Consider the following 8,616-nt stretch of genomic DNA (forward strand, 5'->3'; position numbering starts at 1 on the left):
CCCAGGGCATAAGCGACTCCATAAACGGGTTCTTATGCCTTAGTTGTAAGTGTCTACCATGTCCCCGAACAAGTGTTCACTATGTCCCCGGACTGTACACCCTCTCCCATGGGGAGAGGGGATCGTTCGTAGGCCGGATAAGCGTCAGCGCCATCCGGCTTAATCCACAGAACTCAGAAACTTTTCTCTGTCGGCTGCCAGGTGCAGAAGTCTTCGTTCGCCACCAATAGCAATTGAGAACCTTCCGGCGCCTCAAGCCACGCCACACTCACTTCCATTGATGAATGACGCTGACGGCGTTGAATGTGTTCGGTCGCCCAGGACTCGAGCTCAGGCTTGACCGTTTGCCCTTCGCAGGTCGTCACCGTCCCGTCGTTATGCCAGCGCCCCTGGCGTAGCACGACGCGTCCCAGACGAAGCGCATCGCTGGTCTGGCGGATTTGTTCGGCCCGGTAACGGTAGAGGGCGATTTGATCGCTTGAAAGCTGCTGTTTTTGACCGCTGACTTCGCGCTGCATAAAGCTCAGCTCGCCATGGTCGTCAAAACGCACTTTCACGTGTTCGGGGGTCTTGCTGTAGACGTTCAGCTCAATCAGCGACAGGTCATCTCCCTGCCAGCGATACTCCGCCGTCGACGTATTGCCGCTATGCCACGGGCTGAAGGCAGAAAGCAGATGCACTTCGCCGCCGGAATCTTTACGCCAGATCCTGACCGCGCCCTGGTTGTCCGCGTAGCCGCTGGCGGTAAACGGCGGCAAAGCGGTGTCGTGGCTACAGGCTGACAGCAGCAGCATGCCCGCCAGCGCGAGCGTTCCGCGCCAGAAAGACAAAAGGGGCGTTGCCGCCCCTTCGCTAAAACTGTTCACTGCCACGCGTCTTACTTAACTGCGTCTTTCAGTGCTTTACCAGAAACAAATGCCGGCACGTTCGCTGCGGCGATTTTGATTTCTTTACCGGTCTGCGGGTTGCGGCCAGTACGCTCAGCGCGGTGGTTCACTTTGAAGGTACCGAAACCAACCAGTTGTACAGCATCGCCTTCTTTCAGAGACTCAGTAATAGCAGCCAGGGTAGATTCCAGAGCAGCTTTAGCCTGCACTTTAGACAGATCAGCCTTGTCCGCAATTACATCAATCAGTTGAGTCTTGTTCATAAGTTATCCTTTCAATGTGTTTATCGCTTGCTAAGCATCGAGTGCGACGAAAATGCCAAAAAAGCACTCTCCTGCATACACGCACCGATAGCCACTTTTTTTCGCCCCCCAAATGTAGACCAGACAAGGGGCGAAAGGGAAGAGTCGAGGAGCGACAAAACGGGCGTTATCTCAAGTTTTCTTATCTCATTGGTTAAAAATTATACCAATATTACTCTCACCGGCCTCACGTAAGTCCGCACGCAGCCCTTTTATCAGTTCAATATCGCGTTCTTCACACTCTGCCAGCAGGCGGAAAATTTCCCACTGGATATCCCATTCTTGCTCAACGGCCGGGTTTGCGCGCAGCTCTTCGTCGGTCATTTCGCGACCTTCCTGGGTCATTTCCAGCATCGCCACGGTAGTGATAGAGGCCTTACTGACTTCGATAGCGTGCTCCAGCGTCTCACCGCTCAGGCGGGAGTGGAGCAATTCGCTTAACGCCACACAGGCATCAATTGCCGGGTAGACGCCGTACAGGTCAAAATCATCCGCCACCGGAATCGCCTCTTCCAGCTTTTCAAGCTGAGAGTCGAAATTCACCTTCGCGTCTTTCACCGTCAGCGTTTCCCAGATCAGATCCAGAATGCGGCGGTAAATATGGCCATCACCAAAGCCCGTCTGCTTGCAGAACGCGGCATAGTTGGGATACATGCGCTCGCACAGGCAAGCCATAAAGGTGACGTGCTGCCAGCTTTCCAGCTTTTCAAGGCGCAGGTGAATCGGGTTTTGTAGCATGATGATCTCTCGAATCGAAAATTAGGCGCAGTTTACCTGAATCATCGCTGAATTTCCTGCCAACGAACAAAAGCCGGACGCGAAGAGGCCACCGCGTCAGCCCAGCGCGTCGGCTCCGGTAAGCGGTAGCCCTTCATGCAGCGCTGTACCCACGCCAGAGCGCTGTCCATGCTTACCCGATGGCCGGTGGCGATGAACAGCGGATTACAGCGAGCCTTGCTGCGCCAGACCCACGCCAGCTGCTCGCCCTTATGGATGAGCGGCGCCAGCGCACCCGGCTCGGCGGAAAGTGGCTCAAACGCGCCGCACAGGCGTTTCTTGGCAACGCCAATGGTCGGCACATCCACCAGCAGCCCAAAGTGGCTGGCAACGCCTAAACGGCGCGGGTGTGAGATCCCGTGCCCATCGACAAACAGCAGGTCAGGTTTTTGCGAGAGCTGCTCCCACGCTGCCAGCAGCGCGGGATATTCGCGAAAGGAGAGAAAGCCGGGAATATAGGGCATGGTGGTGGCAATACGCGCGACCTTGTACTCCACCAGCTCGAGCGAAGGGTACTTCAGTACCACCATCGCCGCTCGCGTCACGTCCCCACCCTGCTCGAACCCGACGTCTGCTCCGCCAATGTACTGCGGAGGATCCTTATCCAGACGATCCTCGCGGATCACCGATGAGGCCAGTTCGATTTGTTGAGCGCGTAGCGACGCGAGATCCATAACGACTCCTTACTTGTGATACTGGGCAGAAAGCCGATGCACCGCCTCCACAAATACGCCTGCGTGCTCTGGCGGTACATCCTGATGAATACCGTGGCCGAGGTTAAAGACGTGGCCTTCCCCCTGGCCGAAACCAGACAGTATAGTCGACACTTCTTCTTCAATGCGGGCAGGCGGTGCATAGAGCATGGACGGGTCCATATTGCCCTGCAGCGCCACTTTGTCGCCCACGCGGCGGCGGGCATCGGCAATATCGGTGGTCCAGTCGAGACCCAGCGCGTCGCAGCCGGTGCCCGCCATCGCTTCCAGCCACTGGCCGCCACCTTTGGTGAACAGCGTCACCGGCACGCGGCGGCCTTCGTTTTCACGCAGCAGGCCGTCGACGATTTTATGCATGTAGTACAGGGAGAACTGCTGATAATCGCGGCCGGTCAGCACGCCGCCCCAGGTGTCGAAAATCATCACCGACTGTGCACCGGCTTTAATCTGCGCGTTCAGATAGAGCGTGACGCTCTTCGCCAGCTTGTCGAGCAGCGCATACAGGGCCAGCGGCTCGGCGTACATCATCTTTTTAATCAGGGTGAAGGCTTTGCTGCTGCCCCCTTCCACCATATAGGTCGCCAGCGTCCACGGGCTGCCGGAGAAGCCAATCAGCGGCACTTCACCTTTCAGCTCGCGGCGAATGGTGCGCACGGCATTCATCACGTAGCCCAGCTCGCCTTCCGGATCGGGGATCGGCAGCTTGTCCACGTCGGCTTTGCTTTTAATCGGAGAAGTGAAACGCGGGCCTTCACCCGTTTCAAAGTACAGGCCCAGGCCCATGGCATCCGGAATGGTCAGAATATCCGAGAAGAGGATCGCCGCATCCAGCGGGAAGCGGCGCAGCGGCTGGAGCGTCACTTCACAGGCCAGCTCGGCGTTTTTGCACAGCGACATAAAATCGCCCGCCTGCGCGCGCGTGGCTTTGTACTCTGGCAGATAGCGTCCCGCCTGGCGCATCATCCACACCGGGGTGACATCAACGGGCTGGCGCAGCAGCGCACGCAGATAACGATCGTTCTTCAGTTCGGTCATTTTTGCAGTTCCTTAAGCGTCATGGCCTCAGTGTAACACTACTCATACTCGGCCCGACACATCGCTACGGTATCTTCTATCAGCCGGCGCGCCACGGTCCCCGGCGGTGGTAACAGCGGTAAATCGTCGTAGCGATACCAGTTCGCGTCCAGCAGCTCTTTCTGATCGATAACGATCTCGCCGCTGTCGTATTCGGCCATAAAGGCCGTCATCAGCGACTGCGGGAACGGCCACGGCTGGGAGGTGACGTAGCGCAGGTTCTTCACTTTGATCCCGCTCTCCTCCATCACCTCGCGCGCCACCGCCTGCTCCAGCGTTTCGCCCACCTCGACGAAGCCGGCCAGCACGGTGTGAACGCCGTTGCGATGGCGGGTATGCTGCGCCAGCAAAATAGAATCATCCCGGCGGATAGCGACGATGATGCACGGCGCAATCTGCGGATAGTAGCGCTCGCGGCAGTGGCTGCAGAGCATCGCCCACTCGGTTTTGCTCGGACGCATGGTATGACCGCAATAGCCGCAGTATTTATGCGAGCGATAAAACTCCGCCAGCTGCACGCCGCGCCCCGCCAGCTGGAACAGACCCACGTCCAGATCCAACACCTGGCGAACGGATCCCATATCCTGACGACGCGCTTGCTGGATCAACCACACGGGCTCACCCTGCCACTCGCCGATCTTCAGCGCTGGCTGGCCCACGAGATCGAACGTTTCCGCCGCACCGTAGGGCAGTTCTCCACCGGGCAACCATAATTTTTGTTCGTGGCTGACGATCCACCAACCCAGATCTGATTTTTCAATAATACGATCCATATCTATTGCACTACCTTCGCTTCACTGACATGTTGTTAGCATTGTGGTTACATTCTGGATAAGCAGATTCAATCCTACACTTTGCGGAGTCGACCATGTTAAACCAGCTAGAAAGCCTGACTGAGCGCGTTAGAGGAAGTAACAAACTGGTGGATCGCTGGCTTCATGTGCGCAAGCATCTACTCGTGGCTTATTACAATCTGGTCGGCATTAAGCCTGGCAAAGAATCGTTTATGCGGCTGAACGAAAAAGCGCTGGATGATTTTTGTCAGGGCCTGGTCGACTATCTGTCCGACGGCCATTTCAATATTTATGAACGCATTATCCGCGAAATGGAAGGGACAACGCCGTATTTAGCGGCCAGCAAACTCTATCCGCTGCTGGAGGCCAACACCCAGCAGATCATGGATTACTATGATTCCACGCTCGAGAATGCCATCGATCACGATAACTACCTTGAGTTTCAGCGGGCATTATCCGACCTCGGTGAAGCGCTGGAGGAGCGATTCACGCTGGAAGATAGGCTGATTAGCCTCGTCCTGGATGCCAGCCCCGAAGATAACGTCGCGCGCCCGGCTTGAGTTCTTAATCGTTAACGAGTAATTTACAACCATTCGCCCCTCTCACGAGGGGGATTTTTCTTGTCGGAGTGCCCAGAGCGAAAGCCGGGCTGAGACCGTTAATTCGGGATCCGCGGAACCTGATCAGGCTAATACCTGCGAAGGGAACAAGAGTCACACTGCTGTTGTATCGCCCCCCGGGCGATCCTCTCTTGCTTCATCCGTCGTCTGACAAGCCATGTCCTTCACTTTTGGAATGAGCTATGTCTACTGCAAAACTGACCCGCCGCGAACAGCGCGCACAGGCCCAACACTTCATCGACACCCTGGAAGGCACCGCTTTCCCGAACTCGAAACGCATCTACATTTCCGGCTCGCAGGCCGATATCCGCGTCCCGATGCGCGAAATCCAGCTTAGCCCGACGCTTATCGGCGGCAGCAAAGAGAATCCGCAGTATGAAGACAACGAAGCCGTACCGGTGTATGACACCTCCGGCCCGTACGGCGATCCCTCTGTTACGATCAACGTTCAGCAGGGTCTGGCAAAGCTGCGCCAGCCGTGGATAGAGGCACGTAACGACTGCGAAGAACTGAGCGTACGCAGTTCTGCGTACACCAAAGAACGCCTGGCCGACGACGGTCTGGACGCGCTGCGCTTTACCGGCCTGCTGACGCCAAAACGTGCCAAAGCGGGCAAATGCGTGACCCAGCTGCACTACGCCCGCCAGGGGATCGTCACGCCGGAGATGGAGTTCATCGCCATCCGCGAGAACATGGGCCGCGAGCGTATCCGCAGCGAAGTGCTGCGCTACCAGCATCCGGGAGAGGGCTTTGGCGCGCGACTGCCGGAGAACATCACGCCGGAATTCGTGCGTGACGAAGTGGCCGCCGGGCGCGCGATTATCCCCGCCAACATCAACCACCCGGAATCCGAGCCGATGATTATCGGCCGCAACTTCCTGGTGAAGGTTAACGCTAACATCGGTAACTCGGCCGTCACCTCCTCCATCGAAGAAGAGGTTGAAAAGCTGGTCTGGTCAACGCGCTGGGGCGCGGACACGGTAATGGATCTCTCCACCGGCCGCTATATTCACGAAACACGCGAGTGGATCCTGCGTAACAGCCCGGTTCCGATTGGCACCGTCCCGATTTATCAGGCGCTGGAGAAGGTCAACGGCATTGCCGAAGATCTGACCTGGGAAGCGTTCCGCGACACGTTGCTGGAGCAGGCCGAGCAGGGCGTCGACTACTTCACCATTCACGCGGGCGTGCTGCTGCGCTACGTGCCGATGACCGCGAAGCGTCTGACCGGTATCGTCTCGCGCGGCGGTTCCATCATGGCGAAGTGGTGCCTCTCCCATCACCAGGAGAATTTCCTCTACGAACACTTCCGCGAGATCTGCGAAATCTGCGCCGCTTATGACGTCTCCCTGTCGCTGGGCGACGGCTTGCGCCCGGGCTCCATCCGTGACGCCAACGACGAAGCGCAGTTTGCCGAGCTGCACACGCTGGGCGAACTGACCAAAATCGCCTGGGAGTATGACGTGCAGGTGATGATTGAAGGCCCGGGACACGTGCCGATGCAGATGATCCGCCGCAACATGACCGAGGAGCTGGAGCACTGCCACGAAGCGCCGTTCTACACCCTGGGACCGTTAACCACCGATATTGCGCCGGGCTACGACCACTTCACGTCAGGCATTGGCGCGGCGATGATCGGCTGGTTCGGCTGCGCCATGCTCTGCTACGTGACGCCGAAAGAGCACCTCGGCCTGCCAAACAAAGAGGACGTGAAGCAAGGGCTGATTACCTACAAAATTGCCGCCCACGCGGCGGATCTGGCCAAGGGCCATCCGGGCGCGCAAATCCGCGATAACGCCATGTCGAAGGCGCGCTTTGAATTCCGCTGGGAAGATCAGTTCAACCTGGCGCTGGACCCGTTCACCGCCCGCGCCTACCACGACGAAACCCTGCCGCAGGAATCGGGCAAAGTCGCGCACTTCTGCTCCATGTGCGGACCAAAATTCTGCTCGATGAAAATCAGCCAGGAAGTGCGCGACTACGCCGCCACGCAAACCATTGAAGTGGGTATGGCGGACATGTCTGAAACCTTCCGCGCCAAAGGCGGCGAAATCTACCTCAAAAAAGAGGAGGCGTAATGTACCAGCCCGATTTCCCACCCGTCCCCTACCGTTTAGGACTCTATCCGGTGGTGGACAGCGTGGCGTGGATAGCGCGACTGCTGGAGGCAGGCGTTCGCACCCTCCAGTTGCGCATCAAGGATAAGCGCGATGACGAGGTGGAAGCCGATGTGGTTGCCGCCATTGCATTGGGGCGTCGGTATAACGCCCGGCTGTTTATCAACGACTACTGGCGGCTGGCCGTTAAGCACCGGGCGTACGGCGTGCATCTGGGTCAGGAGGACCTGGAAACAACGGATCTGAGCGCAATCCGTGAAGCCGGGCTGCGTCTTGGCGTGTCAACGCACGATGACATGGAGATCGACGTGGCCCTGGCGGCCCGTCCCTCTTATATCGCGCTCGGTCACGTCTTCCCGACGCAAACCAAGCAGATGCCCTCCGCACCGCAGGGTCTGACGCAACTGGCGAGTCACGTTAAACGCCTTGCCGATTACCCCACCGTCGCCATCGGCGGAATCAGCCTTGAACGTGCCCCGGCGGTGCTGGAGACCGGCGTCGGCAGCATCGCCGTCGTCAGCGCCATCACCCAGGCCGCAGACTGGCGGTCCGCTACCGAACAGCTTTTACAGCTGGCAGGAGCAGGCGATGAATGATCGCGACTTTATGCGCTACAGCCGTCAGATCCTGCTGGAGGATATCGCCATCGACGGCCAGCAAAAACTGCTCGCCAGCCGGGTGCTGATTGTTGGCCTGGGAGGATTAGGTGCACCCGCCGCGCTCTATCTGGCAGGTGCGGGTATCGGCACGCTGGTGCTGGCCGACGACGATGAGGTCCACCTCAGCAATCTGCAGCGGCAAATCCTCTTTACTACCGACGATATCAACCAGCCGAAAGCGAAAATCACCCGGCAGCGGCTGAACCAGCTTAACCCGGATATCGAGCTGATTGCCTTACAGGAGCGTCTTAGCGGTGAAAGCCTGCACCGTGAAGTCGCCCTTGCCGACGTGGTGCTGGACTGTACCGACAACATGGCGACGCGCCAGGCGATCAACGCCGCCTGCGTGGCCAATCATACGCCGCTTATCACCGCCAGCGCGGTGGGGTTCGGCGGGCAAATGATGGTTCTGACGCCACCGTGGACGCAGGGCTGCTATCGCTGCCTGTGGCCGGACGATGCCGAGCCGACGCGCAACTGCCGTACGGCGGGCATACTTGGTCCGGTGGTCGGCGTGATGGGCACCATGCAGGCGCTGGAGGCTATCAAGCTGCTCAGCGGCATGGAGACGGAACGCAATACGCTGCGGCTGTTTGATGCCCGCCGTACGGCAGTTGCGCGTCGGCTCGGCATCGTCCGGCCACAGGCAGCGATAGCAGCCCTGCGTCCACGG

The 8,616-nt window shown here is 58.4% G+C and carries 10 protein-coding genes and 1 riboswitch; of the genes, 4 read left to right on the forward strand and 6 right to left on the reverse strand.

Features of this window, described 5'->3' with window-relative positions:
• Positions 1-173: 173 nt before the first annotated feature.
• The 6 genes from ACMWJS_RS14530 to nudC form a co-directional block, all read right to left on the reverse strand.
• Positions 174-866 carry a DUF1481 domain-containing protein gene (locus ACMWJS_RS14530; protein WP_045909513.1) on the reverse strand — a complete coding sequence of 231 codons (693 nt, stop codon included), beginning with the start codon at positions 864-866 and terminating at the stop codon, positions 174-176.
• A gap of 11 nt (positions 867-877) precedes the next feature.
• Complete coding sequence (hupA, locus tag ACMWJS_RS14535; RefSeq protein ID WP_002445246.1) at positions 878-1,150, reverse strand: nucleoid-associated protein HU-alpha; 273 nt, start codon at positions 1,148-1,150, stop codon at positions 878-880.
• Positions 1,151-1,336: 186 nt separating this feature from the next.
• Positions 1,337-1,927: a YjaG family protein gene (locus ACMWJS_RS14540; RefSeq protein ID WP_008503468.1), complete on the reverse strand. Its 591-nt coding sequence runs from the start codon at positions 1,925-1,927 to the stop codon at positions 1,337-1,339.
• Positions 1,928-1,968: 41 nt separating this feature from the next.
• Positions 1,969-2,640: a deoxyribonuclease V gene (nfi, locus tag ACMWJS_RS14545; protein WP_021242964.1), complete on the reverse strand. Its 672-nt coding sequence runs from the start codon at positions 2,638-2,640 to the stop codon at positions 1,969-1,971.
• A gap of 9 nt (positions 2,641-2,649) precedes the next feature.
• Positions 2,650-3,714, reverse strand: coding sequence for a uroporphyrinogen decarboxylase (gene hemE / locus ACMWJS_RS14550; RefSeq protein ID WP_414747236.1), 1,065 nt, complete (start codon positions 3,712-3,714; stop codon positions 2,650-2,652).
• A 38-nt stretch (positions 3,715-3,752) separates the two neighbouring features.
• A complete protein-coding gene (gene nudC, locus ACMWJS_RS14555; protein WP_045909515.1) occupies positions 3,753-4,526 on the reverse strand; it encodes an NAD(+) diphosphatase in 774 nt (257 codons plus the stop codon).
• 95 nt (positions 4,527-4,621) lie between these two features.
• Between nudC and ACMWJS_RS14560 the strand changes: the two genes are divergently transcribed.
• The 4 genes from ACMWJS_RS14560 to ACMWJS_RS14575 all read left to right on the forward strand — a co-directional run.
• Positions 4,622-5,107 (forward strand): Rsd/AlgQ family anti-sigma factor, encoded by a 486-nt coding sequence (locus ACMWJS_RS14560; RefSeq protein WP_045909516.1) that lies wholly within the window; start codon positions 4,622-4,624, stop codon positions 5,105-5,107.
• Between the two features lie 54 nt (positions 5,108-5,161).
• Positions 5,162-5,270: riboswitch (TPP riboswitch) on the forward strand.
• Between the two features lie 79 nt (positions 5,271-5,349).
• Positions 5,350-7,245, forward strand: coding sequence for a phosphomethylpyrimidine synthase ThiC (gene thiC, locus ACMWJS_RS14565; protein WP_045909517.1), 1,896 nt, complete (start codon positions 5,350-5,352; stop codon positions 7,243-7,245).
• Positions 7,245-7,880, forward strand: coding sequence for a thiamine phosphate synthase (gene thiE / locus ACMWJS_RS14570; protein WP_104949693.1), 636 nt, complete (start codon positions 7,245-7,247; stop codon positions 7,878-7,880). The genes thiC and thiE overlap by 1 nt, the downstream gene beginning before the upstream one ends.
• The coding region (locus ACMWJS_RS14575) for a HesA/MoeB/ThiF family protein (protein ID WP_414747237.1) at positions 7,873-8,616 on the forward strand (744 nt) is incomplete at its 3' end. The genes thiE and ACMWJS_RS14575, both read left to right, overlap by 8 nt.

Origin of the sequence: Enterobacter sp. HK-058-C-ECC, from assembly GCF_047531125.1 — a bacterium.
GTDB lineage: Bacteria > Pseudomonadota > Gammaproteobacteria > Enterobacterales > Enterobacteriaceae > Enterobacter > Enterobacter quasiroggenkampii.